This is a genomic window from Allosediminivita pacifica (genome assembly GCF_003054175.1).
Classification (GTDB): domain Bacteria; phylum Pseudomonadota; class Alphaproteobacteria; order Rhodobacterales; family Rhodobacteraceae; genus Allosediminivita; species Allosediminivita pacifica.
Window position 1 is genome coordinate 1 of sequence record NZ_QBKN01000011.1, and the last position, 24470, is coordinate 24470.

Sequence of the window (24470 nt, forward strand, 5' to 3'; positions counted from 1 at the left end):
TCGAGCCGCTTGGCCTGCTCGCCCCAGAACCCCTCGGGATCCTCGACCGACTGCTTGTAAAGCTCCTCGTACCGCGCCGCATCCACATGCGCGTTTCGAACAATCTCGTCGGACGGTGCGTAGGTTTTGTCACTGGCCGCCTGGGCCGCGCTCGGCTGGGTCATGAAGTCTCCTCCTCGGTCATGACGTCGGCGCATCGCGCTGGCGCCGCTTGGCAACAGGATACGCGGATGCGAAAATAATAAAATAAGGTTACGAAACTAAACAATTTTTCAGTAAATTATTTTCTGACCATCCGGAAAATATGTAAACACGATTTTCCGAAGCATGATAACCCATTCAAAAAGCACACTTCCTGAATGAGTTTGAGACGGGTCTTTGCCTCCACGCCAAGCCCGGCGAACGACGCTGCGTCGCGGCATCCGGGTGTGACAAAAGGTTTCAGTGTGCAATTGTATACCGCTAACGGTCTGGTTGTGTTCAGCGCCGTCCGAATCTGCGTTCCGCCGCAGGCTTGCGCTGTTGCGAAGATCGACTAGGCTGGCGTGCACGACGGGCTTGGGAGGGTTCGTCACCAAGGGAGGAAATCGATGAAACAGATGACGGCGAAACTGCTGACCACGGCCCTGTGCGCGAGCTTTGCCACGAGCGCGTTCGCGACCGATTGGAACGTCTCGCTCTGGGGCAAGCAGCGCGCGTTCACCGAGCACGTGCACAAGCTGGCCGAACTGGTCGAGGAAAAGTCGGGCGGCGAGTTCACCATGAACATCTCCTACGGCGGGCTTTCGAAGAACACCGAGAACCTCGACGGAATCTCGATCGGCGCTTTCGAGATGGCGCAATTCTGTGCGGGCTATCACCCCGACAAGAACCGCGCGATCACGGTGCTGGAGCTGCCCTTCCTCGGCGTGTCTACGCTGGATGAGGAAGTGGCGGTGAGCCACGCGGTCTACGAGCACCCGGCCGTGGCCGAAGAGATGGCGCAGTGGAATGCCAAGCTGCTGATGACCTCGCCGATGCCGCAGTACAACCTCGTGGGCACGGGCGAGCCGCGCGACGAGCTGTCGGAGTTCGACGGCATGCGGGTGCGCGCGACCGGCGGTCTGGGCGAGGCCTTCCGCGCCGTGGGGGCGGTGCCGACGTCGATGACGGCCTCCGAGGTCTACCAGGCGATGGAATCGGGCGTGATCGACACCGCCGCCTTCGCCCAGCACGCGCATCTGTCCTTCGGCACCATCAACGAGGCGGACTGGTGGACCGCGAACCTCAACCCCGGGACTGTGAACTGCCCGGTGGTGGCCAACATCGACGCCTACGAGAGCCTGTCGGACGAGCATCGCGCGATCCTCGACGAGAGCATCCCGGAAGCCATCGATCACTACCTAGCCAACTACGGGGCACTGCTTGAACGCTGGGACGGCGTGCTCGACGAGAAGGGTGTCGAGAAGGTCATGGTGCCGGAGGAGGAACTTGCGGAATTCAAGTCCGTCGCCGGAGATCCCATCCACGAGGCCTGGATCGAGGAGATGAGCGCGCAGGGCCTGCCCGCCCAGGAGCTTTATGATCTGGTCTACGAGACGCTGGACCAGACGCGCGCCTCGAACTGACGAAGCCGGAGGCGCTGTCTTTCGGGCCGCGCCGCGCGCAATGGCGGGGCAGGGATGCCCCGCTTTTCATGACAGGAGGTGACCTTGGCCGGTGCTGCTTCGGTGCTTGGGGATGGCAGCCTGCTGAGCCGTCTTGACCGCGGTCTTGTGCGGATCGAGTGGGGAATGGCGCTGTTGTCGGGGGTCTTTGCCTTCGGCCTGATGATCCTTGCGGTGATCTCGGTCGGCGGGCGAAGTGCATTCAATCAGCCGCTGCCGGGCTATGTCGACTGGATCCAGGCTTTCATGCCGCTGATCGCGATCTTTGGCATTTCCTACGTGCAGCGCGAGGGCGGTCATATACGCATGGATATTGTCGTGGGGCGCTTGAAGGGGCGCTGGCTCTGGGCGGCCGAGATCATCACGACGTTCGGGATACTGCTGCTGATGGTGGCGCTGGTCTGGGGCAGCTGGGCGCACTTCGGCAGAAGCTTCGATTTCGGCGCGCCGAACTGGAGCCGTGACAGTTCCATGGACCTCGGCCTGCCGATCTGGCCGGCGAAACTGGTGGTGCCGGTGGCCTTCGCCGTCATGTGTCTGCGGCTGGTGCTTCAGCTTTGGGGGTACGGCAGGGCCTTCGTGCTGGGGCTCGAAAGGCCGGTGGCGGTGCCGCTGGTGCAATCGGCGGCCGAAGTGGCGGCGGCCGAGGCGGAGCAGGTGCGGGGGCACGACTGATGGACAGTATCGAGATCGGGCTCTGGGTCACCGGGGGCCTCTTCGTCATGGTGGTCCTCGGCATGCGCGTGGCCTTTGCCGCGGGGCTGGCCGGGTTGGTGGGGCTGGTCTGGTTCTTCTGGGACAGGCGGGACTACGACCCGGAGATGCTGGGCTGGGCCATTTCGGTGGCTGTGAAGACGGCGGGGCAGGTGCCCCACGGCAAGGTGGCGAGCCAGGCGTTGAGCCTGATCCCGACCTTCATCCTGATCGGTTTCCTGGCCTATTACGCGGGGTTGACACGGGCGCTTTTCGAGGCGGCCAAGCGCTGGATTGCCTGGGTGCCGGGCGGGCTGGCCGTGTCGACAGTCTTCGCTACGGCGGGGTTTGCCGCGGTGTCGGGGGCGAGCGTGGCGACGGCGGCCGTCTTCGCGCGCATCGCGATCCCCGAGATGCTCAAGATCGGCTACGACAAGCGGTTCGCCGCGGGGGTAGTGGCCGCGGGCGGGACGCTGGCGAGCCTGATCCCGCCGTCGGCGATTCTTGTCATCTACGCGATCATCGTGGAGCAGGACGTGGGCCAGCTGCTGCTGGCGGGCTTCATCCCGGGCGTCTTCTCGGCCTTCGTCTACGGTGTGCTGATCGTCGTCATGGCGCTCAGCATCAAGGGGTTCGGGCCGCCGGTGGGCGGGTTCACGTGGCGCGAGCGCTTTGTCAGCCTGCCGCCCGCGTTGCCCATCGTGGCGGTCGTCGTCATCATTATCTGCTTCGTCTACAACCCCTTCGGCGGAGACGCCTGGGGCACGCCGACCGAGGGTGGGGCGATCGGCGCCTTCATCGTCTTCCTCATGGCGCTCTGGCGGGGGATGCGCCTGCCGGAGTTGCGCGATGCGCTGGTCGAGACGGCCAAGTTGTCGATCATGATTTTTTCGATCATCTGGGGTGTGCTGATCTACGTGCGGTTCCTCGGCTTCGCGGACCTGCCGTCGGCCTTCGCCGACTGGATCACCTCGCTCACCTATCCGCCGCTGCTGATCCTCGTGTGCATCCTGCTGGCCTACGCGGTGCTGGGCATGTTCATGGACGCCATCGGGATGCTGCTGCTGACGCTCCCGGTGGTCTACCCGGCGGTCATGGCGCTGAACGGCGGAGAACTGGTGGCGGCCGAGGACAGCGCCTTTGGCATGTCGGGACCGATGTGCGCGGTCTGGTTCGGGATTCTCGCAGTCAAGATGGCAGAGTTCTGCCTGATCACGCCGCCGATCGGGCTCAATTGCTTCGTCGTGGCGGGCGTGCGGCCGGAACTGAGCGTGCAAGACGTGTTCCGGGGTGTGACGCCGTTCTTCATCGCGGATGCGGTGACCATCGGGCTCCTCGTCACATTCCCCGCCATCGTACTGTGGCTGCCGTCGCTCGCATGAGCGCGAGATATGCTTGGGACCGCGGGAACCGCGACGCACACAGGATAGTTATCATGCCGTAACCGGTCGGGACGCCGACGCGTCCCGCCACGATCGAAAGGGAGCGGCATACATTGGAAATCGCAGGCTTTTTCGGGTTTATCGTACTGGTTCTGGATGTCTGGGCCATCGTGTCGATCATCGGATCGAACCGTGGGACCGGTGCCAAGGTGCTCTGGACCCTGCTGATCCTGATCCTGCCGGTCCTTGGCTTCATCATCTGGCTTATCGCGGGTCCACGTTCGGCACCACGCAGCGCCTGATCTAACGGAGACTACAATGCTTTACTGGGCAGTCATCTTTTTTGTCGTCGCCATCGTGGCCGGCGTTCTCGGGTTTGGCGGCATCGCCGGGGCTTCGGCCGGCATCGCGCAGATCCTGTTCGTAATCTTCCTCGTGCTTTTTGTCGCCTCGCTGATCATGCGGGCCGTACGCTAGAACGGGCAAGGTTGCTGATATCAAAAGGGGCGCCCGACAGGCGCCCCTTTTTAGTTGGTGGAGTGTGGCGAACTCAAACCTTGAGTGTCTCTGTCGAAGAGAAGAACATTGCCTGGCTGATCGCGGAGCGAACCTGCTCTTCCGAGTAGGGCTTCGAGATGAGAAACGCCGGTTCGGGACGCTCGCCTGTCAGCAGGCGTTCGGGGTAGGCCGTGATGAAGATGACGGGGCGATCGCCATGATCGCGCAGGATGTCGTTGACCGCGTCGATGCCGGAGCTGTCGTCCGCAAGGTGGATGTCCGCCATGACCAGGTCGGGAACTTCGGTGCCAGCCAGCTCGACGGCGGCATCGCGCGTCCGCGCCACGCCCGTGACCTTGTGGCCCAGGTCGGCGACGATGGTCTCGAGGTCCATGGCGATGATGGCTTCATCCTCGATGATAAGAACGCGGCCGGACATCGCGTCGGACATCTCGCTTCGGGCGATTTCGATAAGTCGCGCAGCTTCGTCGGGATCGACATTCATGACCTGGGCGACCTCGGATACGGTGAACTCCTCCACGGTGTGGAGCAGAAGCGCCTCGCGGGACCCCGCGGTGAGGGTGGACAGTCGACGTTGTGCGGTCGCACGGGGGCCTGCATCCTCTTCGGTAATCGGCGCGCCTGTGCTAATCCAGATTCCGTGAAAGGTGGAGAAAAGTGCAACCTTGACGCTGTCGCCAGCGTCGAGAGCAGAGCGGTCGGCTAGGATCGCTTCAAGCGTAGCGGCAGCATAGTTGTCGCCGGTTTGCTGACTGCCGGTCAGTGCGCGCGCATAGCGGCGCAGGTAGGGTAACGCTTCGGCAACCTGCACGCTGCGATCGGCCTGAGACATTATATGTTCTCCCGTCTTTGATTTTTTCTGGAACCGAACGTTCTAAACACAAGTTTGTTCCTCGGGTTTTGGTGATAAACGCTGTCGAGGGCAAGCAGAGACAACCATAAAGGGTCGAAAGAAACGATGGGTCGCGAGAACGGAAAGGCTAAGGCAGAACAGGTGATCGACGAGAATCTCAAGCGGGTTTATCGCGACATGATCGATGACGATGTGCCGGATCGATTCATGGAGTTGCTTTCGCAACTCAAGGAGCAGGATGACTCCACCCAAGGCGATGACAACAGCGGTGAGGCAAAATGAGCGACGCCGCCGACAAGGCTTCCAATAAAGGCGCCGGCAAGAAGAAGTTCTCCGATCCTCGAGACGAGTTCGTTCAGCACCTGCCGGCTCTTCGCGCCTTCGCACTCAGCTTGACCCGCAACGGGGCGCTGGCTGACGACATGGTGCAGGACACTCTCGTGAAGGCATGGACCAAGATCCACACTTTCGAGCCGGGCACAAATATGCGGGCCTGGTTGTTCACGATCCTTCGCAACACCTACTACTCCAACCGCAGGCGGGCGGGGCGCGAGGTCGCAGACGTCGATGGCATCATGACCGACTCTCTCTCCGAGAAGCCGGCGCACGACGGACGGCTTCAGCTGGCCGACTTCCGTCAGGCCTTCGAGCAGCTCAATGTCGAACAGCGCGAGGCGCTCATGCTGGTAGGCGCCCAGGGCTTTTCTTACGAAGAAGCTGCCGCGACCTGTGGAGTCGCGGTTGGGACGATCAAGAGCCGGGTCAACCGCGCGCGAAGCCGTCTCATCGAGCTCATGAGGCTCGAAGAAAATGAGGCGCTCGAGCTGACAGACAGCGCGACAATGGCCGTAGTAGCAAGCCGCAAGTCGGGAGGCGCCCTCTGATGATCGGCGCGCCGGGGCCTGCCCTGACGCCGTCCGGTCTGGCGGCGAGGATCATTCTGTTCCTCTCGCTTGCGTTGCTTCCGATCGGCGGTGTCGCCTACGTCCAAACTGCCAAGCTGAACGAAGAAAGCCGCGCACGCTCCGAGCTTTCTCTTGCAGCGCTCACCGAGGCCGCTGCCTCGGGGGAACGTGAAGCGATTCTGCGCGCATTTGGTGCTGCCCAGGCGCTGGCGGCCGCGATCGAGGCCGACAGGAGTATTGCGGGTGCCTGCAGTCAGATCCTCAGCACTTTCGTCGAATCGAGCGAAACCTACAGCTTCAGTAGCGTGATCGGGTTGGACGGGCAGATCGAGTGCGCGTCGAACGGAGTCGTCGGGCCATTGCCGGATCCGGACCGGATTGCAGGATGGCTCGAAGAGCCGCGCCCGCGTGTTACGTTGAATCCCTACGGACCTTTCAGCGGCCAATCCGTTCTCGTGGTATCCGAACCTCTGACGCAGGACGGTCTCTTTTCGGGGTACCTCACGCTCTCGGTTCCTTCGTCCTTCCTAGCGGGAACGAGCCAGGCGAACCTTCCGGGAAACGTCAACCTGATGACGTTCAACGCTCAGGGAGTGCCGCTCTCTGCGCGTGCCGAGATCGAGCGGATCTATCCGCGGCTGCCGGACACTCTCGGGTTGCAGAGCCTCGTGGGTGGTCCGCCTCACAGTTTCGCCGCAACCGACAACGAGGGTGTCCGCCGGATTTACGTGGTGACACCGCTCGTTCCCGACATGGTCTACGCGCTCAGCATCTGGCCCGAGGATTCGGGGCGGGTTGCTGCGTTTTCTCCGAACCGATTGGCAGGAACGCTACCGTTCCTGATGTGGGGCGCCAGCGTCGTGGTGGCCTTTCTCGCAGTGAACCGGATGGTGATCCGGCCGATCCGTCAGCTTGGTCGCCGGATGCGGCTTTTCGCGCGGTCGCGGCTCCTGCCTCGTGCCTCTCTGACTGCGGGTCTCCCCGATGAACTGCAGGAGATGGAGCAGGACTTCCTCGACATGGCGCACGGCATCCTGCGGGATGAGGCGGCCCAGGAAAATGCACTTCGCGAGAAGACGATCCTGCTGCGCGAAGTACATCATCGCGTCAAGAATAACCTCCAGCTCATCAGCTCGATCATGAACATGCAGATCCGCGGCTCCTCCTCGTCCGAGACCAAGGCGGTCGTGCAGGGCCTGCAGGAGCGGGTACGCAGCCTCGCCACCGTTCACCGCTCGCTTTACGAAACAGAGAATCTCGGTCGCTTGGACGCGGGCGCGCTATTGTCGGATCTGACCGCACAGATCGGGCAGATGAGCGAGGGCAGGGCGGTTTCGATCACTGACGAGATCGAACCGGTTGAGATGCTGCCCGACCAGGTGGTGCCGCTTTCCCTTCTTGCAGCCGAGGCGATGACCAATGCACTCAAGCACGTCGAACCGGATGAAACCGGTCGATCTTGGGTGAAGCTGCGTTTCGGGACGGAAGGTCCTGACCGCGCCAAGCTCGAGGTGCTCAACAGCGTCAAGCCGCGCGATGACGACGCCGAGGCTACGGCGGCGGCCGGTCTCGGGCACCGTCTTATCCGGGCCTTCGCGATGCAGCTTGGTGCGACCCTGCATCACGGGATCGAAGGGAACAGCTATCGCCTCAGCATGAGTTTTTCCGTGTCCCGCGACTACATGGAAGACGCTGCATGAAATCGGAACTCGACCCACTGCCAACCCCGACCAACGCGGAGGGTACGGCACGGCGCGTCGGCGTCGAAATCGAACTCGGCGCGCTCGAAGAGGGGCGTGTCGCAGATATACTCTGCGAGACGCTCGGCGGAGAGGCCGAGAAGGTTCACGGCAAGGGGTGGAAGGTCAAAGGATCGAGCCTTGGCGATCTTCAGGTCTACCTTGACAGCCGGTACCTCGACGACGATGACAACCGACGTCTTGCGCAGGTGCTCAGGGAGGTTGCGCGAAACGTGGTTCCGGTGGAGATCGTCACGGATCCCATTCTTCCCGATCAGATTGCCGAGTTCGATGAGGCGCTTGACCGGCTGGCCGCGGAAGGGGCAACCGGAACCGCGGCCGGCGTCTTCCTGGGGTTCGGGGTGCACTTCAATCCTGAAGTCACTGGATCCGAGCTGTCCGATATCCTTCCGGTTGTGACCGCCTTCGCATTGCTGGAAGATCATCTGCGGCTCATCGCGGGGATCGATCTGGCCCGACGCGCACTACCCTTTGTCGATCCCTATCCCCGAAATCTAGTGGACGCGCTGGCGCGGGGCGGGCTGACGTCTCTTGAAGATCTGATTGATGTCTATCTCAAGCTCGCCCCATCGCGGAACTATGCGCTCGATATGCTCTGTCTCTTTGCGCATCTCGACCGCCGGCGGGTGTCGCGGTCCATCGACCTGACTTCGATCTCGCCGAGACCGACATACCATTTCAGGCTGCCGGACTGCCGGATCGATGAGCCCGATTGGAGCCTTGCTCTTGAGTGGAACCGCTGGGTTCTCGTGGAGCGGGTCGCGAACGACCCGCTTTTACTGAACCGGCTCAAACGAGCGTGGCTGGAGCACCGTGCCGCGCTGACCACAGTTCGTGGCGACTGGGCCGAGCGCAGTCGCGAAATTCTGTTGAATGGGAACGTGTTATGCGCCCGGTGATCGGCGTGACAGTGTCGCGTCGCTCGGGCTGGCGCATCTTTCCGCTCATGGCGCTTTCGGTGCGTCTTGCGGGCGGGCGCGCGAAGAAATGGAAGGCAATGGCGGACGTCCGCCTGGACGATGTCGATGGCATCGTCATCGGTGGCGGCGACGACATTGCCCCGACGCTTTACGGCGGCGAGCTGCGGGTGGGCGTGCGACTCGATCCCGCGCGCGACGCCATGGAAAAAGCTGTTCTCGAAGCGGCCTTCGAGCGAGGCATCCCTGTTCTGGGGATCTGCCGCGGCGCGCAGATGCTCAACATCGTGCTCGGTGGGACACTCTTCGAAGATGCCTACGACGTTTACGGCGTGCGCAACATCAAGACCATTCTTCCTCGCAAGCGGGTCAATCTCGAGAAGGGATCGCTCGTCGCCCGGACCATTCGCAAGCAATGTCTCTATGTAAACGCGCTGCACAGCCAGTCGGTCGACAAGGTGGGGCAGGACATTCGCGTCGCGGGTCGCGATCCTTCGGGGATGGTGCAGGCAATCGAACGGACGCGCGACCCTTTCGCAATCGGTGTGCAATGGCACCCCGAACACCTGTTCTACCGTCCGGCACACCGTCGCCTCTTCAAGTCGCTCGTTGCGGCCGCCCGGGCGAGAATGGCGCGGGCGGCACAGCTTGGCGCAGCCGAGGAAGCTGCGGACACCGACTTCGCGCCTCAGGTTGCCAGCGCGAAGTGACGCTTCAGGGCGGGTTGCCAGCCGCCGGTCAGCTTCTCGTTCTCTCCGACGCGCGGTGCGGTCCGGATGGCCTCGATCCCGGTATTCAGTACGATATGGCCGCCTTTTTCGGTTTCGGCGTGATGCCGAAGCAGGGCGGACGGAATGGCGAGAACCTGTCCGCCTTCCTCATGGCCGCTGTCGACGACGAAGTGTGAGATTTCCCCGTTTTCGATATCGTGCAGGATATCCGACAAGCGGCCGACCTCTCCGTCACGGGCAAAGACGGGTTTGTCGCGCCAATCCGTGAACCGCTCGTATCGAGTCAGAGCTTCCTGCGCGGCGGGATCCCCGTCCACGTCGTCCTGCGATGTGTCGCCCATGCCTTCGACGGCCATGGCGAGCGGAGCATGCGTGGCGCCGAAAGGTCCGACAACGAGCGGAGGCAGAGAGGTCAGCAGGCTCGACAGCCCGCCCTTTTCCTCGCGCCAGTGCGGCGCTTGCCGCAGTTCGTCAGCGCGAATGGCGAGCGGAAGCATACCGCTGTCCAGGTCGGGATGTTGCATGAGGGAAACCGCCACGAGCGCGTGGTCCGTCTCGAACCAGCCGCCCAGATCGAGGATCATGTAGACGGGCCGGTGCGTATCGGGGTCGAGCAGGAAATCCGACAGGCGGAACCGGTCATCCTCGACCGAAACATGCCAGCTCAAGGTGTCGTTCAGACTTATCAGCATCGGTTCGTTCCCCCGTGATCCAACATGTGATCATAACCCCGCCGGGGGCCGTGACGTTCCGGAGCCGGCCACGCGGCCGGGCGTTTAGCTTCCCAAGTCAGACTACTAATGGAGGGAACATGTCGACGGATGTCTTCCTGATCGGGCTTGGTTGCCTGGTCGTGGTCGCCGGCCTCATTGTTGCGCTCTCCAGCAAGAAACGGGCCGACGACAAACCGAGAGAGTTCAATGCGCGCGACGCTACACGGCTGAGACGCGATTCATCTCGATCCTGAGGCGAGAAAGGGGGCCGTGCGCGGGCCCCTTTCAACCTTTAGCTCTGCCAAAATATATCTGGATAATTTCTGTAATTCCGGTAGTTTGGAATTATGGAAAAGGAATCACTCGAACAGCTCTCCGCCTTGGCACACCCGCGCCGGCTCGCGGTGTTCCGGCTGTTGATGCGTCGCTACCCGGATGCTGTTCCGGCTGGCGAAATCGCCGAGGCTCTGTCGTTGCCGGCATCTTCGCTTTCGACTGCACTCGCACAGCTGCGCGGCGCAGGTCTGATCACCCAGGAACGGCTTGGGACGTCGTTGCGCTACGGCGCCGACACCGAGGGGGCTGGCGCCCTGATCACTTATCTGGCCGGAGAGTGCTGCCGAGGGCGTCCGGAGTTCTGTGCTTCGCTTCTGCCCGAAGTCGGGGAAAGCGAGGTCGGCGGTGGAAACCGCAACGTACTGTTCCTGTGCAGCGGAAACTCTTGCCGCTCGATCATGGCAGAGTGTCTTTTGCGAGAGCGGGCAGGGCGCCGTTTCTCGGTCTACTCCGCAGGGACGATGCCGCGTGGCGAGGTTGATCCGCACGCGCTCCGCCTGCTTCGCGAGAAGGGCCACGACGTGAGCGGGCTTTCCTCGAAATCGCCTGATTTCCTGCGGTCCCCCGAGGCGCCCCGGATCGATCTTGCCTTCACGCTTTGTGACCACGCTGCCAACGAGGATTGCCCGACCTGGCCCGGACAGCCCGTGACAAGCCACTGGGGCCTACCGGATCCCGCGGCCGCAGAAGGTTCGGAGGAGGAGATTTCCGCAGCCTATCAGGCGGTCTATGATGAGCTCGCATTGAGGATCGACCAGCTCGCCTCCCTGCCGCTCGAGAGCTTGGGGCGCGACGCTCTTCAGGCGCGCGTGGACGAAATCGCGCTCGAAGCGAGGTCGGCATGACGAGGTTTGCGGTCAATGGTCTCGGGCGTATCGGCAAGCTGCTCCTGCGGCCGATGCTGGAGCAGGGCGCCGAGATCGCCTTTCTCAACGACGCGACGGGCGACGCCGCGATGCACGCGCATCTTCTGAAATTCGACAGCGTGCACGGAAGATGGCACGCCGAAATCGGCCATGACGCGGATGCGGTCACCTTCGACGGGAAACGCATTCCCCTGCACACATGCGGGTCGCTTGAGGATCTGCCGCTCGACGACGTGGATGTCGTCATCGACGCGACCGGCTACTTCAAGACGGCCGACCGCATTGCCCCCTACTTCGAGCGCGGTGTGAAGAAGGTCGTCGTCTCTGCCCCGGTCAAGGACGGTGGGGCGGCGAACATCGTCTACGGGGTCAATCACGACACCTACGATCCTGCCACGCATGACATCGTTACCGCAGCAAGTTGCACGACAAACTGCCTCGCCCCGGTCGTGAAGGTCGTGCATCAAAGCCTTGGCATCCGGCACGGAACCATCACGACGATCCATGACGTCACGAATACGCAGACCATCGTCGACCGTCCCGCCAAGGACCTGCGTCGGGCACGCTCGGCGTTGAATTCTCTGATACCCACAACGACGGGCAGCGCCAGCGCGATCACGATGATTTATCCCGAACTTGAAGGGCGGCTTAACGGTCACGCGGTGCGTGTCCCGCTGCTCAACGCGTCGCTGACGGACTGCGTGTTCGAGGTGGAGCGTCCCACATCGGTCGAAGAGGTGAACGGACTGCTGACCGAGGCCGCATCCGGTCCGCTGAAGGGGATACTCGGCTACGAGGACCGGCCATTGGTGTCGGCGGACTACGTGAACGATCCGCGCAGCGCGATTATTGATGGCCCCTCGACCATGGTCGTGGACGAAACGCAGGTGAAGATCTTTGCTTGGTACGACAACGAGTGGGGCTATGCCCATCGGCTTTGGGATGTCGCGCGGATGGTCGGAGCGCACCTGTGACCGCCGCACCCTGCGCATCGACACGGAAGGCCGCCCTGCCATGAGCCATGCCGAGGATACCGCCCGTCAGGATGGGCTTGCCGCCTATGTCGCCGTCACCGCGGCCTACTGGGGCTTCATGCTCACGGACGGGGCCCTGCGGCTGCTGGTGCTGCTGCACTTTCATACGCTGGGCTTCAGTCCGGTTCAGCTGGCTTATCTGTTCGTCTTTTACGAGCTTGCAGGGGTGGTGACGAACCTCTGCGCGGGATGGATCGCGGCGCGGTTCGGCCTGACCTCGACGCTCTACGCAGGGCTTGGCTTGCAGGTTCTGGCCCTCGTGGCGCTGGCGCAGCTGGACCCGGGGTGGGCGGTGTCCGTTTCGGTGGTCTTCGTGATGCTCGTGCAGGGCGTGTCGGGCGTCGCCAAGGATCTGTCCAAGATGTCGGCAAAGTCGGCGGTCAAGCTTCTGGCGCCGACGACTGGCGGCGGGCTGTTCCGCTGGGTGGCGCTGCTGACCGGGTCGAAGAACGCGGTGAAGGGCCTGGGCTTCCTGCTTGGCGCGGGGTTGCTCGCGCTTGCAGGGTTTACTGCCGCCGTGCTTGGTATGGCCGCGGTGCTCGCCGTGGTGCTCGTCTTTCTGTGGTTCCGTATGCCGTCCGGCTTGCCCGCGGGCAAGCGTGGCGCGCGCTTCCGCGAGGTCTTCTCGAAGGAGCCCAACATCAACTGGCTGTCCGCGGCACGGGTCTTTCTGTTCGGCGCTCGCGACGTCTGGTTCGTGGTCGGTATTCCAGTCTATTTCTACGCCGTGCTTTCGGACGGATCTGAGGCGGGCGACCAGGCGGCGTTCTTCATGATCGGCACCTTTATGGCGGTCTGGACGATCCTCTACGGCGGGGTGCAGGCCCTTGCGCCGATTGTCCTGAAGGCTGCGTCCCGGCCGGAGAGGGAACTGGTCGGGGTGGCAAAGGGCTGGGCAGTGGCGCTCAGCGTCATTCCGCTGGCTCTTGCGGCCATTGTCGTCTTGGCTGGCACGCCTGTCGGATGGCTGACGGTCAGTCTCGTGATCGGACTTCTGGTGTTCGGGGCGATCTTCGCGGTGAACTCCTCACTACATTCCTACCTGATACTTGCCTTCTCCAAAGACGCACGGGTCACCATGGATGTGGGCTTCTACTACATGTCCAACGCGGCCGGCCGGTTGATCGGGACGCTGCTTTCCGGCGCAAGCTATCAGCTTGGCGGTCTAGCCTTGTGCCTTGCAACGTCGGGAGTGTTCGTTGTGCTGAGCGCGCTCGCCGCGGGCCGTCTGCGCGCCTAGGGGTCCGGTTCCGGGGTTACGGCTTCACCAGCCGTGTCACCCCCACCGAGGCCGCCCGGGCGAGGTCCTCGTCAAGTGACATCGGCACGTATTCCCCACGGCGCCACAGCTGGCCGAGGTCGTCGTAGTGCCGGGACAGGAAGTGCCCGGACTGGCCCGTCGAAGTGACGAAGACCGAGGAATCCGGATCGGCGAAATCATAGACCCCCCGGTATCCGGCGCCGTGCACATTGGTGAAGGGAGCGGGATCCTGACCGGAGCTGACGCCACGCTGGAGCGTGAAATCACCGCCGCTGGTGCTCTGGCGGATGTTCACGAAGTACCGCAGCAATGGCACCTCCCCGAGGACCTGATGCTCGTGGAGCGCCTGGTGGGCATCTCCCCAGCGAAGGGACTCGAGCGAAGTGCCGTAGTTCTCGCTGATCCAGACAAGGGCATCGTCGAGCGCCACGCGCGCGATATCGCTGCAGGTTTCCACGGCGGCGGACCGGCGTATGTCGCACCAGTCGCTCGCCCCGTTCACGTCGCGATAGACACGCTCGATGAAGAGCGGCTCGATATGATCGAATTCCGCGGCCAGCGGGCCGAGGTCATCCTGGATGAGCCGCTGTTGCAGCGCGCGCAGCCAGGCGGCGTAGATGAGCGGCTCGGGCATGTGCTCGTTCATCTCGCCGTTCCAGTCGGCGAGCAGCTCCAGAGCTCGCTGGCGCCGACGCTCGGGCGTGCCGGCAGGTGCCGCTTCGCCGGTGAACCAAAGATCGGCGCCGATCAGCGGCAGAAGCGTCCGGGCGGCCGGGGAAACCGTGTCGAGCTGTGCCTCGATAAAGCTGTCGCGGGTATGCACCTCGCGGCCCTGCATGAGGGCCCGCCAGCGCTGGACGCGCTGGCTGTCACCCCAGTCGTAGCTGACGTGGTTCGGGAAGGGGCGGTCGATGATCTTGTTGTTGGTGTTGCCGACGATGCCGCCGGCGGGGGCGACGAACTCGGGGTTCGAGGCGTAGGGCAGTTTGCCTTGCCAGCGATTGGCCTCGATCCAGCCGGGGCTCGGCATCCGACCGCGGCTCTGATGACCCGGGTCGCGACGCGGCATCGTTCCGATCAGCTTGAGGGCAATCGTGTCGCTGTCGATCAGCGTGAGGTTCTGCGAGGGCGCGACGTAGTCCTCGCCCGCAGCGATCCCCTCGCGCACATTGTTGGCGTTCATGAGCGAGACCGCCGCTGTCATGCTGGTGTCCTGCGCCGAAAGCGCGGTCCAGGCGAGCGAGGCGACATGGCCCGGCGGCGTCACCTCGTCCAGATCGAACTGCGACCGGGGCAGGACCGGGCCGTTCTCCGTCCACCGCAATGTCAGCGTGACGGGCGCGGCATCCTTGATGTTGATGATGGACCGTCGCGTGCGGAACTCGGCCCAGCCATCAGGGGTCCGGTACTGCTCGGTGTTGTCGGGATTGACCTCTTCGATATGCAGGTCCTGATCGTCGAGATAGCTCGAGGTCAGTCCCCAGGCCAGCCGCTCGGACCGTCCGATCATGACCGCCGGAACCCCCGGAATTGTGGCCCCGATGACGCTGCCCGACTGAAGCTGGAGCCGCGCGAGATACCAGATCGACGGTGCAGTCAGGGGCAGGTGCGGGTCGTTGGCCAGCAGCGTGCCGCCGCTTGCCGAGCGTGACGCGTCAGCCGCCCAGGCGTTCGACGCACCGGCAAGCCCGCGTCTGGGCGCGGGGTCGAGAAAGGCGTGTTGGGTCTCTGGCAGCTTGCTCCCGGTGCCTGCCCCTGGCACGAGGCTCGCGTATTCAGGCAGCGCGGCGATCCCGTCTCCGGGCATGTCTGGCAGCAGGTCCGAGAGCCGGCTGTCATCGTCGAGCCCGAGCGAGGTGCGGGCCCGCAGCACCTCTTCGTTGAGTTGACCCGAAAGCTGCAGCGACAGGAGCTTCAGCACGGCGATGGAGTCCGCGGGCTGCCAGGGCGCGAGCGGCGCATTGAACAGGAAGAACTCGGGCGCACCTCGGCCTAGGCTTCTCTCGTTGATTTCCTCGATGCGGGCGTTGACGCCGGCCGCGTAGGCCTCGAGCGCATCGCGGGTTGCCGGGTCCTGAGCTTCGACCGACCGGCTGGCCAGCGTGTAGAGGTCGAGGCGCCGCAGAAGCGTGTCCGTGTCCACGGTCCGCGTTCCGAATATCTCTGACAGGCGTCCCTGCACGGTCCTGCGTAGAAGCGTCATCTGCCACAGCCGGTCCTGGGCGTGCGCGTAGCCGAGGCCGAAGAACGCGTCGCGGTCCGAGTAGGCAAAGATGTGGGGGATCGAGTTGTTGTCCCGAACGATCTCGATATCGGCGGTGGTTCCGGCCACGGCGCGCGTCTTGTCGTAGTCGGGCAGGGATCGCGAGGCGAGATAGTAGACCGTGAGCAGCCCGAGCGTCAGCACGACGAGCGCGGCGGTGGTCGCACGGAAGAGCCAGCGGAAAAGCGTCGCCATTTCCCTTGCCTTTTCGTTGGGGTATGCCCGAGGCGGATTATCGTGCGGTGCGCCTGATGCCAAGGGCGTGCAGACCGCACGCAGCGGCGTAAGGGAGAGCGGAATGTCGAAGGTAGCGTTTCTGGGACTTGGCGTGATGGGCTATCCGATGGCCGGTCACCTGGCGAAGGCGGGCCACGAGGTGCAGGTCTATAACCGCACGGCTGCCAAGGCCGAAAGCTGGGTCGCGGAATTCGGCGGGCACACCGCGCCGACACCGCGAGAGGCTGCATCGGGCGCGGATTTCGTCATGACATGCGTCGGAAACGATGATGATCTTCGGGCCATCTGCCGTGGCGAAGACGGCGCCCTTGCCGGCATGGACGCTGGGGCGGTCCTCGTCGACCACACCACCGTTTCGGCCGAGGTCACGCGCGAGCTGCATGCGCTTGCCGGTGAAAGCGGCATCTCCTTCGTGGACGCGCCGATTTCGGGCGGCCAAGCTGGCGCCGAGAACGGTCAACTCGTGGTGATGTGCGGTGGCGAGGAAGAGGCCTACGGGCGGGCGGAGCCGGTGATCGCGGCCTACGCGAAGCTCTGCCGCCTGATCGGCGAGAGCGGCTCGGGCCAGATGTGCAAGATGGTCAACCAGATCTGCATCGCGGGGCTGGTGCAGGGTCTCTCCGAAGGGCTGCATTTCGGGCAGAAGGCGGGCCTAGACGGGCGCGCGGTTGTCGACGTGATCGGCGGTGGCGCCGCCGGTTCGTGGCAGATGGTCAACCGCTACGAAACCATGCTCGACGACATGTTCGAACACGGGTTCGCCGTCGATTGGATGCGCAAGGACCTGGGCATCTGTCTCAAGACGGCTGACGAGAACGGTGCGTCCCTGCCGGTGACGGCGCTTGTGGACCAGTTCTATAAGGATGTTCAGAAAATGGGCGGTGGGCGCTGGGATACCTCCAGCCTTATCAAGCGCCTGAACGACAAGGGATGAAACGGCTGGCAGGACGCCGCATTCCATGAAGGCGTTCCGGCCTGACGTTCTCCCGCGTCAGTGCGCAAGCGATTGATCTTGTGTTTTCCACACGGATCGCTTTATGTTCCACTTTAGGCTGATCGCCTGCAATGCAGCGTCGGGCGGCCCTGCAACAGTTTCGCTGAACGGGACGGCGTCGAGGAGTTTTCCCCGCCCCCGGACAGACCGATCCGGCCCTCGGGCCGACACGACAGTCCCGTACGCCACGCGCGGCGGGCCATCACAGGGCGCCGGCCGCAAGAGCCGTGCGTCGGAGAAGAAACGCGATGAAGCGCGCAGAAGACATGAGGCACAGGACGACGGGCAGGCCCGTACGTCGTGCCGGCGCGCCTGCTCTCGCCCAGACAAGACACGCTGCGCGGCCGCGACCCTTCGAAGCGGGGCTGCCGCCCTGCGCGTGCAAACGGATACAATGGCAAAGAAAATGCTCATCGACGCCACCCACGCGGAGGAAACCCGCGTCGTGGTGGTGGACGGAAACAAGGTCGAGGAATTCGACTTCGAATCCGAATCCCGCCGGCAACTGGCCGGCAACATCTACCTCGCGAAAGTAACGCGGGTCGAACCTTCGCTGCAGGCCGCCTTCGTCGATTACGGCGGTAATCGTCACGGTTTCCTGGCGTTTTCCGAGATCCACCCAGACTATTACCAGATCCCCGTCGCCGACCGTCAGGCGCTGATGGAGGAAGAGGAGCGTCTCGCCGCGGAGGCCGCAGAGGAAGAGGAAAAGCCCAAGAAGGCGACGCGCAGTCGCCGTCCTCGCAGGACTTCGCCGGCCAAGGCCGAAAGCGCCAAGAGCGACGATCCGAAGACGAGCGCCGAGCCCGAAAGCGAAATCAATGGCATGGAGACCATTGATCTCGGCGAGGGGGGCGGAAACGATCGCTCCGACGAGGAAGCGGTCTCGCCGATGGAACGCGTTGCCGAGACGCCGGTCGAGGAACCTCAGGACCAGCCCTCGGGTGATGACGACGGCAAGGACGACTGCGAGACCGAGGCGACGGATGCCGCTGCGCGCGACGAGACGATAGAGGCTGTCGCCGACGACGACACACACGAGGACATCCGTCCCGTGCGCAAGCCGCGTCCGCGCAAGTACAAGATTCAGGAAGTCATCAAGGTCCGCCAGATCCTGCTGGTACAGGTCGTCAAGGAAGAGCGCGGCAACAAGGGCGCGGCGCTGACCACCTACCTGTCGCTCGCGGGCCGCTACTGCGTGCTCATGCCCAACACCGCGCGAGGCGGCGGCATCAGCCGCAAGATCACCAATGCGGCCGACCGTTCCAAACTCAAGACCATCGCGCAAAGCATCGACGTCCCGAAGGGCGCGGGGCTCATCATCCGCACGGCGGGTGCCAAGCGCACCAAGACCGAGATCAAGCGCGACTACGAATACCTGCAGCGCCTGTGGGAGCAGATCCGCGAGCTGACGCTTAAGTCCATCGCGCCCGCCAAGATCTACGAGGAAGGCGATCTCGTGAAGCGGTCGATCCGCGATCTCTACAACCGGGAGATCGACGAGGTTCTGGTCGAGGGCGAGAAGGGCTATCGCATCGCCAAGGACTTCATGAAGATGATCATGCCGTCCCACGCGAAGAACGTGAAGCACTACGCCGACCCGATGCCGCTGTTCGCGCGCTACCAGGTCGAGAGCTACCTCGGCTCCATGTTCAACCCGACCGTCCAGCTCAAGTCCGGCGGCTACATCGTCATCGGCGTGACCGAGGCGCTGGTTGCGATCGATGTCAACTCGGGCAAGGCCACCAAGGAAGGCTCGATCGAGGATACGGCGACCAAGACCAACCTCGAGGCCGCCGAGGAAGTGGCGCGCCAGCTCCGGCTGCGTGACCTCGCGGGCCTGATCGTCATCGACTTCATCGACATGGCCGAGCGCAAGAACAACGCCGCCGTCGAGAAGAAGCTCAAGGACAAGCTGAAATCCGACCGCGCCCGCATTCAGGTGGGCCGGATCAGCGGTTTCGGCCTGCTCGAGATGAGCCGCCAGCGTCTGCGTCCCGGCATGATCGAGGCGACGACCCAGCCCTGCGCGCACTGCCACGGCACGGGGCTTATCCGCAGCGACGACAGCATGGCACTTCAGGTCCTGCGCTCGGTCGAGGAAGAGGGCACGCGCGGCCGCTCGCGTGAGGTGCTGCTCAAGTGCCCGGTGGGCATTGCCAACTACCTGATGAACCAGAAGCGCGAGCACATCGCGCTGATCGAAGCCCGGTATGGCATGTCGGTCCGCGTCGAGGGCGATCCGTCGCTGGTCGCACCCGACTTCACGATGGATAAGTTCAAGACCGCGACACGCTCGGTGCCCGAGGTGACGACGCCGGTGGTGTCGGTCGATACCTCGCTGATGGATCAGGTCGACGAGGACGCGGTGGAAGAGGACGAGGTCGAGCCGGAGGAAGCCCCGGCGGCACCCGAGGCGCAACCGGAACCTCAGCCCAAGGCAGAGGATGAGGGCAAGCCCAAGAAGAAGCGCCGCCGCCGTCGTCGTCGTTCGAAGGCCAAGGACACCAACGGCGAGCAGGATCAGGCCAAGGCCGAGAACGGCTCGGACGCGGATGCGGGGCAGGATGCGCCCAAGGAAGACGCGGCCAAGACCGGCGATGAGGTCAAGAAGACCGAGGCCGAGGCCATGACCGCAGAGGCGCCGAAACCCGAGACCGCCCCGGAGGACGTCAAGGAGACCTCTGCCAAGTCCGAGGAACCCGCGCAGTCGTCGGAGAAACCTGAGGTCGCTGCGCCCGCTGAAACGGCGGTGGAAGCCCCGGTTGCCGAGGCGCCCGAAGCCAAGGAAGAGCCGGCCAAGCCCGAGGTGAGCGAAGCCCCCGCTGCGGCAGAGAGCAAGGCCGAGTCGGCGCCTGCTGCGGAAGAACCCGCACCGCAGGCCGAGGAGTCGGAAGCGCAGAAGGCTCGCCCCGCACGGACACGTCGCAAGGCGGCGGCTGTTATTGCCGAGGTGATCGGCACCACGGAGAGCGCGGAGGAAACCTCCGACGCACCTGCCGAGGCGACGGCTTCGAGCGAGGATGGCGAAACGGCGACCGAGGAGAAGCCCGAGGAAGAGCCCAAGCCGCGCCGTCGTGGCTGGTGGTCGATCGGTCGCTAAACCGCCGACGGAAGTAGATCGCAATGAACGCCCCGGCCTTCGCGCCGGGGCGTTTTCTTTGCGTCAGGCCGGTTTCACGATCCGCCACGACATGCCGTCTGCGACTTCGCGGCTCTCCGCGAGCTCGTATCCGGCCTCGGCGCAGAAGTACGGCATGTCGACCACAGCCGCAGGATCGTCGGTGACGATTTCCAGCGTGGCACCCGCGGGAAGCTGCAGCAGCCGCTTGCGGGCTTTGAGGACGGGCAGGGGACACAGCAGGCCCCGGGCATCAATGTGCTCGGTCATGGGGGCGAAATATCCTGCTGTCGGCTCCTGGTCCACGAGGATGTGACGGAGCGTAGCGGTGACGACCCCGTCCGCATCCTCTATCGGGGGAGCATGTTCGGAATCGAAATCATGGATGCGAGCCTCCTGCCGGCGATGATGGTCGCCGCCTTTGCGGGTGTGATCTCGTTTCTCAGCCCCTGCGTTCTGCCCGTTGTCCCGCCATACCTCGCCTACATGAGCGGCGTCTCAATGACCGACATGCAGGACGGCCGCCGCGGCCGGACGCTTCTCACGGCGCTTTTCTTCGTGCTGGGCCTTTCGACGGTCTTCCTGTTGCTCGGCTTCACGGCCTCGGCCATCGGTCGGGTCTTTCTGAGCTACCAGACTTGGTTCAACATGATCGCGGGCGTGATCGTGATGATCTTCGGCGCGCATTTCGTGGGGGTCTTCCGGATCGGCTTCCTCGACCGCGAGGCGCGTTTCGATGCAGGCGAACAGGGGGGCACAGCCTTCGGGGCCTACGTGCTCGGGCTGGCCTTCGCATTTGGCTGGACCCCCTGCATCGGCCCGCAGCTTGGCGCGATCCTGTCGCTCGCGGCGTCGGAGGCTTCGGTGACACGCGGGACGCTGCTGCTGGCAGTCTACGCCGCGGGGCTCGGCATTCCCTTCCTGCTGGTGGCGGCCTTCCTCCCGCGCCTCGGGGGCGTGATGGGCTGGATGAAGCGCCACATGGACCGGATCGAGAAGGTCATGGGCCTGCTGCTCTGGACCATCGGCCTGCTCATGCTGACCGGCGGTTTCTCGGCGCTTTCCTTCTGGTTGCTCGAGACATTCCCGACACTCGGCCAGCTCGGATAGAGGCCGGCGCGAACAGGGGCGCGACAGAAATGCGCCAGTTTGTGCCGCGAGCCAAAGTGTTAGCGATAAATGCCCGGGGCACGTCTATCGCCGCTCACCCGGCTCGTCTAATCAGTGTCTCGAGGTGATTTCCCACAAGGACAGGGTGTTATGGGACAGGATCAATTCGAGAAAATGTCGGCGCAGATGGGTGAAGGAAAGGGCTTCATCGCTGCTCTGGACCAGTCGGGCGGGTCCACGCCGAAGGCGCTGCGCCTCTACGGTGTCTCCGAGGACGAGTACGAGGGTGAGGAAGCGATGTTCGCCGAGATCCATGCCATGCGCGCGCGCATCATCACCGCGCCGGATTTCACCAGCGAGAAGGTGATCGGGGCAATCCTCTTCGAGCGGACCATGCGGGGCGCGGTCGAGGGCACGCCGGTGGCGAAGCTGCTGTGGGAAAGCCGCGGGATCGTGCCCTTCCTCAAGATCGACAAGGGGCTCGAGGAGAAGGAGAACGGCGTTCAGCTGATGAAGCCGATCCCGGGCCTGCCGGAGCTTCTGCAGGAGGCGAAGGGCATGGGGATCTTCGGGACCAAGGAACGCTCGGTCGTGCATGAGGCCAATGCCGAGGGGATCGCGGCAATCGTGAAGCAGCAGTTCGAGGTGGGCAAGGTCGTGACCGATGCCGGGCTCGTGCCGATCCTGGAGCCCGAGGTGGACATCAACGCCCCCGACAAACCCGAGGCGGAGGCCATGCTGAAGGCGGAGATCGCCAAGTATCTCGACCAGCTGCCCGAGAGCGAGACGGTCATGCTGAAGCTGACCATTCCGACCGAGGCGGGGCTCTATGACGAGCTGGCCGATCATCCCCGCGTGCTGCGGGTCGTGGCGCTCTCGGGCGGCTATTCCACCGACGATGCCTGCGAGCGGCTTGCGAAGCAGGGCAAGATGATCGCTTCCTTCAGCCGGGCGCTGACCGAGGGGCTTTCGAAGAAGCAGTCCGACGCGGAATTCAACGCCGCTCTCGGGCAGAACATCGACAAGATCTACACCGCCTCCGTCGCGGGTTGAGGTCGGAGCCTGGGACGGCGCGTGCGCTGTCCCGGGGCATCGCTCGAAGGGGTATGGCGTGGCCTGTCCCGGGCCGGGACAGTTTGGCGCGATAGGAAAATCAATGGCTTATAGAGACGTTTTAACCGGGACTTAGGATTTTGGCCCGCTGGGCGGCCTGCGCATGGTCGATTAACCCGACGTGTTTCGAGGACTGGCTGAGGCCTTGGTTCGAGATCGCGCCTGGATTCGGTTTGGCAGGCCAGCTTCGGGCTAACCGTCCCGGGAGCCGGATCCACTCATCGCCAGGGCGTGCCCTGCCGGCCCCCGTCCGTCGCCGCAAGCGGGACCGAGCGTATCACCGCAGGCGGGCTGCTCGGCAATTCCGCTTGCGCCGCCGGCTGGCGCCCGCCTTTCCGGGCACAGGCGATGGGCGACTCCGAACCGGGAGGGGCGCAGGGTCCTGCGTCAGGACTGGCGGGCTTGCCAGTCCTTCAGGGTCTTGCCGGGCTCGTCGACGAAGAGGCCGGGCAGAGGGCTGGCCTCCTGCAGGCGGTCGATGCGCAGGCGTGTGAAGTCGCCGGCGGTTTCCGACCAGGCGAGGCAGGTCCAGATCCTGCCCCAGTAGTCGATGTGCAGGGGGCGTATCACCTCGGGCGTCTCGGCGTCGCGTTGGCGGATCCGCAGCTTCTGGCGGGCGCGGATGGCGGCGCGGACGCGGGGCATGAGCGCAAAGCCGCGCGCGGCCTCGGCGTAGCTGTCGGTGGCGAAGGCGAAGGAGGCTGGGCGCGGCCCTGCATCCTCGGGCAGGACCGCTTCGATCTTGGCAGCGAGGCGGCGGGCGTCGGCGGCTTCTTCCCCCAGATCGGAGGCGCCGAGCGCGGCAAGGGCCATGTGAAGCGCGGCCAGTTCGCCCTCGGTGAGGTTGAGCGGGGGCAGCGTGATGGCCGCCTGGGCGGTGTAGCCGTGGCCGCGCGCGCCCTCGACCGGCACGCCGGAGGCGGCGAGCACCTCCATGTCGCGGTATATCGTACGCACCGACACGCCGAGGTCCTGGGCCATGGCTTCGGCCGTGTGCAGCCGGCCGTCGCGCAGCCGATCCATCAATGCGTAGAGCCTGTCGGCGCGTTTGCTCTGCTTTGCCATGGCCGCGATTCTGACAGGATTCCGTCAACTGACAAGCTCATGACAAAACTTGCGCGGAAACGCCCCGCCCGAGGCCGGATTCGCGCTTTCGCGGGGCCGCCTCAACCTTTAGAACCGGGGGCGGTGAATGACATGGGCCGGGCGAAATGCCCGCCCGCAGGAGGACGAGCAATGCTCAACAATATCGGCCTTCCGGGCCTTCTTCTCATCGCGGTGGTCGTGCTCGTGCTGTTCGGCCGCGGCAAGATCGCAAACCTCATGGGTGAGGTCGGCAAGGGCATCACGGCCTTCAAGAAGGGCGTGAGCGAGGGCGAAGCCGAGGAAGAGAACGAGCGCGTCGAAAAGGCACGCAACGTGACCCCCGGCGAAACCACGTCGACCGAGAGCGCCACGGCCGAGACGACCGACCGCAACAAGGTTTAAGAGATGCTGGATCTCGGCTGGACCGAGCTTCTGGTCATCGGCATCGTCGCGCTGATCGTGGTGGGGCCGAAGGATCTGCCCGTGCTGTTCCGCAACGCGGGGCGGTTCATGGGCAAGGCGCGCGGCATGGCGCGTGAATTCACGCGCGCCATGAACGATGCCGCCGACCAGAGCGGCGTCAACGACATTTCCAAGACCTTTCGCAGCGCCACCGACCCGGTGAACAGCGCCATGAAGGGCGTGAAGGATGCCGCGAAGTCGATGACCGACCTCGACCCCAAGAGCGAGACCGGCAAGCTGTCGGCGGAGCGGGCCGAGGCGAAGCGCAAGATGGAGCTGTCTTCGGCACGGGCGGCGGCGGAGCGCAAGAAGCGCGAGGCCGAGGAGGCACAGCGGAAGCTGGCCGAGATGGAGGCCGAGGAGATGGCCGCCGAGCTGGAGAGCGGCGCGGAAGCGGCCGAGGACGCGGCGGATGCCGCGCACGGGGACCCGGACGACGCCGGCAAGGGCAGGGGTGACAGCGCATGA

Annotated in this window: 26 protein-coding genes; 20 read left to right on the top strand and 6 right to left on the bottom strand. The window is 64.2% G+C overall.

All coding sequences use genetic code 11. From position 1 onward, the window contains the following. On the bottom strand, positions 1 to 197 hold a 197-nt coding region (locus C8N44_RS24185; protein ID WP_425352937.1), incomplete at its 3' end, for an acetyl-coenzyme A synthetase N-terminal domain-containing protein. Positions 198 to 590: 393 nt separating this feature from the next. Between C8N44_RS24185 and C8N44_RS09935 the strand changes: the two genes are divergently transcribed. From C8N44_RS09935 to C8N44_RS09955, 5 genes are all read left to right on the top strand, one after another. Then, on the top strand, positions 591 to 1607 hold the full coding sequence (locus tag C8N44_RS09935) for a C4-dicarboxylate TRAP transporter substrate-binding protein (RefSeq protein ID WP_188758710.1): 1017 nt from the start codon (positions 591 to 593) through the stop codon (positions 1605 to 1607). Between the two features lie 84 nt (positions 1608 to 1691). Further along, positions 1692 to 2321, top strand: a complete 630-nt coding sequence (locus C8N44_RS09940; RefSeq protein ID WP_107976048.1) for a TRAP transporter small permease subunit — start codon at positions 1692 to 1694, stop codon at positions 2319 to 2321. Next, positions 2321 to 3721: a TRAP transporter large permease gene (locus C8N44_RS09945; RefSeq protein ID WP_107976049.1), complete on the top strand. Its 1401-nt coding sequence runs from the start codon at positions 2321 to 2323 to the stop codon at positions 3719 to 3721. The genes C8N44_RS09940 and C8N44_RS09945 overlap by 1 nt, the downstream gene beginning before the upstream one ends. Positions 3722 to 3834: 113 nt before the next feature. After that, a complete protein-coding gene (locus tag C8N44_RS09950; RefSeq protein ID WP_107976050.1) occupies positions 3835 to 4023 on the top strand; it encodes a PLD nuclease N-terminal domain-containing protein in 189 nt (62 codons plus the stop codon). A gap of 16 nt (positions 4024 to 4039) precedes the next feature. Continuing rightward, a complete protein-coding gene (locus C8N44_RS09955) occupies positions 4040 to 4198 on the top strand; it encodes a DUF1328 domain-containing protein (protein WP_107976051.1) in 159 nt (52 codons plus the stop codon). A gap of 73 nt (positions 4199 to 4271) precedes the next feature. Here C8N44_RS09955 and C8N44_RS09960 read toward each other — a convergent pair whose 3' ends face one another. Then, a complete protein-coding gene (locus C8N44_RS09960; protein WP_107976052.1) occupies positions 4272 to 5072 on the bottom strand; it encodes a response regulator in 801 nt (266 codons plus the stop codon). A gap of 126 nt (positions 5073 to 5198) precedes the next feature. Between C8N44_RS09960 and C8N44_RS23345 the strand changes: the two genes are divergently transcribed. The 5 genes from C8N44_RS23345 to C8N44_RS09980 are packed head-to-tail and all read left to right on the top strand — an operon-like array spanning position 5199 to position 9385. Then, complete coding sequence (locus C8N44_RS23345; protein WP_158274033.1) at positions 5199 to 5375, top strand: NepR family anti-sigma factor; 177 nt, start codon at positions 5199 to 5201, stop codon at positions 5373 to 5375. Continuing rightward, a complete protein-coding gene (locus C8N44_RS09965) occupies positions 5372 to 5977 on the top strand; it encodes an RNA polymerase sigma factor (RefSeq protein WP_107976053.1) in 606 nt (201 codons plus the stop codon). The genes C8N44_RS23345 and C8N44_RS09965 overlap by 4 nt, the downstream gene beginning before the upstream one ends. Then, a complete protein-coding gene (locus tag C8N44_RS09970; RefSeq protein ID WP_107976054.1) occupies positions 5977 to 7698 on the top strand; it encodes a sensor histidine kinase in 1722 nt (573 codons plus the stop codon). The genes C8N44_RS09965 and C8N44_RS09970 overlap by 1 nt, the downstream gene beginning before the upstream one ends. Beyond that, positions 7695 to 8657 (top strand): amidoligase family protein, encoded by a 963-nt coding sequence (locus C8N44_RS09975; RefSeq protein ID WP_107976055.1) that lies wholly within the window; start codon positions 7695 to 7697, stop codon positions 8655 to 8657. The genes C8N44_RS09970 and C8N44_RS09975 overlap by 4 nt, the downstream gene beginning before the upstream one ends. Continuing rightward, entirely contained in the window at positions 8645 to 9385 is a 741-nt protein-coding gene (locus C8N44_RS09980; RefSeq protein ID WP_107976056.1) for a gamma-glutamyl-gamma-aminobutyrate hydrolase family protein, read from the top strand. Before C8N44_RS09975 ends, C8N44_RS09980 begins: the two co-directional genes overlap by 13 nt. Here C8N44_RS09980 and C8N44_RS09985 read toward each other — a convergent pair. Continuing rightward, positions 9364 to 10098 (bottom strand): PRC-barrel domain-containing protein, encoded by a 735-nt coding sequence (locus tag C8N44_RS09985; protein WP_107976057.1) that lies wholly within the window; start codon positions 10096 to 10098, stop codon positions 9364 to 9366. The genes C8N44_RS09980 and C8N44_RS09985 overlap by 22 nt on opposite strands. A gap of 119 nt (positions 10099 to 10217) precedes the next feature. Here C8N44_RS09985 and C8N44_RS23350 point away from each other — a divergent pair, with 119 nt between their 5' ends. The 4 genes from C8N44_RS23350 to arsJ all read left to right on the top strand — a co-directional run bounded on the left by C8N44_RS23350 (position 10218) and on the right by arsJ (position 13595). After that, positions 10218 to 10373 carry a hypothetical protein gene (locus C8N44_RS23350; protein WP_158274034.1) on the top strand — a complete coding sequence of 52 codons (156 nt, stop codon included), beginning with the start codon at positions 10218 to 10220 and terminating at the stop codon, positions 10371 to 10373. 93 nt (positions 10374 to 10466) lie between these two features. Next, entirely contained in the window at positions 10467 to 11300 is an 834-nt protein-coding gene (locus tag C8N44_RS09990; protein WP_107976058.1) for an arsenate reductase/protein-tyrosine-phosphatase family protein, read from the top strand. Further along, positions 11297 to 12295, top strand: coding sequence for an ArsJ-associated glyceraldehyde-3-phosphate dehydrogenase (locus C8N44_RS09995; protein ID WP_107976059.1), 999 nt, complete (start codon positions 11297 to 11299; stop codon positions 12293 to 12295). The genes C8N44_RS09990 and C8N44_RS09995 overlap by 4 nt, the downstream gene beginning before the upstream one ends. A 40-nt stretch (positions 12296 to 12335) precedes the next feature. Next, positions 12336 to 13595, top strand: coding sequence for an organoarsenical effux MFS transporter ArsJ (arsJ, locus tag C8N44_RS10000; RefSeq protein WP_107976302.1), 1260 nt, complete (start codon positions 12336 to 12338; stop codon positions 13593 to 13595). Positions 13596 to 13611: 16 nt separating this feature from the next. Here the strand turns inward: arsJ and C8N44_RS10005 are convergent, their stop codons facing one another. Beyond that, positions 13612 to 16074, bottom strand: a complete 2463-nt coding sequence (locus C8N44_RS10005) for a penicillin acylase family protein (RefSeq protein WP_107976060.1) — start codon at positions 16072 to 16074, stop codon at positions 13612 to 13614. Here C8N44_RS10005 and C8N44_RS10010 point away from each other — a divergent pair. Both C8N44_RS10010 and C8N44_RS10015 read left to right on the top strand, forming a co-directional pair. Beyond that, positions 16001 to 17050: an NAD(P)-dependent oxidoreductase gene (locus tag C8N44_RS10010; protein ID WP_373282706.1), complete on the top strand. Its 1050-nt coding sequence runs from the start codon at positions 16001 to 16003 to the stop codon at positions 17048 to 17050. The genes C8N44_RS10005 and C8N44_RS10010 overlap by 74 nt on opposite strands. A 454-nt stretch (positions 17051 to 17504) precedes the next feature. Continuing rightward, positions 17505 to 20213: an Rne/Rng family ribonuclease gene (locus tag C8N44_RS10015; RefSeq protein ID WP_107976062.1), complete on the top strand. Its 2709-nt coding sequence runs from the start codon at positions 17505 to 17507 to the stop codon at positions 20211 to 20213. 63 nt (positions 20214 to 20276) lie between these two features. Here C8N44_RS10015 and C8N44_RS10020 read toward each other — a convergent pair whose 3' ends face one another. Beyond that, positions 20277 to 20501, bottom strand: a complete 225-nt coding sequence (locus C8N44_RS10020; RefSeq protein WP_107976063.1) for a sulfurtransferase TusA family protein — start codon at positions 20499 to 20501, stop codon at positions 20277 to 20279. Positions 20502 to 20594: 93 nt separating this feature from the next. Between C8N44_RS10020 and C8N44_RS10025 the strand changes: the two genes are divergently transcribed. Continuing rightward, complete coding sequence (locus C8N44_RS10025) at positions 20595 to 21341, top strand: cytochrome c biogenesis CcdA family protein (protein ID WP_107976064.1); 747 nt, start codon at positions 20595 to 20597, stop codon at positions 21339 to 21341. Between the two features lie 150 nt (positions 21342 to 21491). Further along, complete coding sequence (locus C8N44_RS10030) at positions 21492 to 22394, top strand: fructose bisphosphate aldolase (RefSeq protein WP_107976065.1); 903 nt, start codon at positions 21492 to 21494, stop codon at positions 22392 to 22394. Positions 22395 to 22841: 447 nt separating this feature from the next. On the opposite strand, the gene C8N44_RS10035 is transcribed toward C8N44_RS10030, so the two are convergent. Next, a complete protein-coding gene (locus tag C8N44_RS10035) occupies positions 22842 to 23519 on the bottom strand; it encodes a helix-turn-helix transcriptional regulator (RefSeq protein WP_107976066.1) in 678 nt (225 codons plus the stop codon). A gap of 171 nt (positions 23520 to 23690) precedes the next feature. Here C8N44_RS10035 and tatA point away from each other — a divergent pair, with 171 nt between their 5' ends. Both tatA and tatB read left to right on the top strand, forming a co-directional pair. Then, positions 23691 to 23942 (top strand): twin-arginine translocase TatA/TatE family subunit, encoded by a 252-nt coding sequence (gene tatA, locus C8N44_RS10040; RefSeq protein ID WP_107976067.1) that lies wholly within the window; start codon positions 23691 to 23693, stop codon positions 23940 to 23942. 3 nt (positions 23943 to 23945) lie between these two features. After that, positions 23946 to 24470, top strand: coding sequence for a Sec-independent protein translocase protein TatB (gene tatB, locus C8N44_RS10045; RefSeq protein ID WP_107976068.1), 525 nt, complete (start codon positions 23946 to 23948; stop codon positions 24468 to 24470).